Source organism: Mesorhizobium sp. M7A.F.Ca.CA.004.06.1.1 (assembly GCF_003999135.1).
Taxonomy (GTDB): Bacteria; Pseudomonadota; Alphaproteobacteria; order Rhizobiales; family Rhizobiaceae; genus Mesorhizobium.
Genome location: NZ_RZPQ01001319.1, coordinates 1 through 750 on the forward strand (window position 1 = coordinate 1; position 750 = coordinate 750).

2 pseudogenes are annotated in these 750 nt (G+C 63.6%); both read right to left on the reverse strand.

Features of this window, described 5'->3' with window-relative positions:
• Positions 1-412, reverse strand: a pseudogene (locus EN906_RS36050) (hypothetical protein); the annotation flags it as partial.
• Positions 413-560: 148 nt separating this feature from the next.
• A pseudogene (locus EN906_RS36055) lies at positions 561-750 on the reverse strand (MmcQ/YjbR family DNA-binding protein); the annotation flags it as partial.

Here is a 750-nt window from a genome sequence, read left to right on the forward strand (position 1 = left end):
CCCCATAGGGATCGTACTCGTCCGCCGGCGGCGGGATAACGCGGCCTTCCTCTTCCAACTGCTGGCGCCGGAACCGCGCCATGTCTTCCGGATCGTCGAGATAGTAGCGGTCGTCGCCGTCGGGGGCGCGGCCCAGTTCGCGCAGTCGTGTCTCGCGGCGCAAGGCGCGGCGGTCGAGCCGGGTCTGCGGCGGCTGGATGGCGATGACCTTGCCGGTATCGGCATCGACGATCACGCGGTTGCCCCTGGCGTCGTAGTAGATGTCGAGATTGCCGTCCTGGGCGACAAGGATGCCACCGGTATCGGCGGCACGGACAATCGGTGGTGCGCTGTCCTGCGTCGGGGCTGCGATTGCATTGGCAGACAAAAGCCCGCCGGCAAGTACCGAAAGGGTGAAGATCGTACGCAGCATAGTGGCGAAACTCTCCGGTCCGTAATTGCCGCCGCCCGGCATTGTTCTCTGGCGAAGCCCCTCGTCAGCAAACCAGTTACCCACCATATGGTTCCAACATGAACCGGGCATGAAGATGGCGGTTTTCCAGCGCCTCGAGGAATATAGACTAGCTTGCGGCAAGTCCCAATTCCTTGCGCGCCTGCCTGGTCAGTTTCAGGGCTACAAGGCGATGGCTCTCGCGCAGATAGTCCTTCAGCGCGGCATCATCCATGCTCTGGCTTGTCCGACGCTGGATCCATGTCATGCCGCGCGAGGCAAGATAGGGCGCGGGCCGCAGGCCCGGCTGCTCCTTGAGC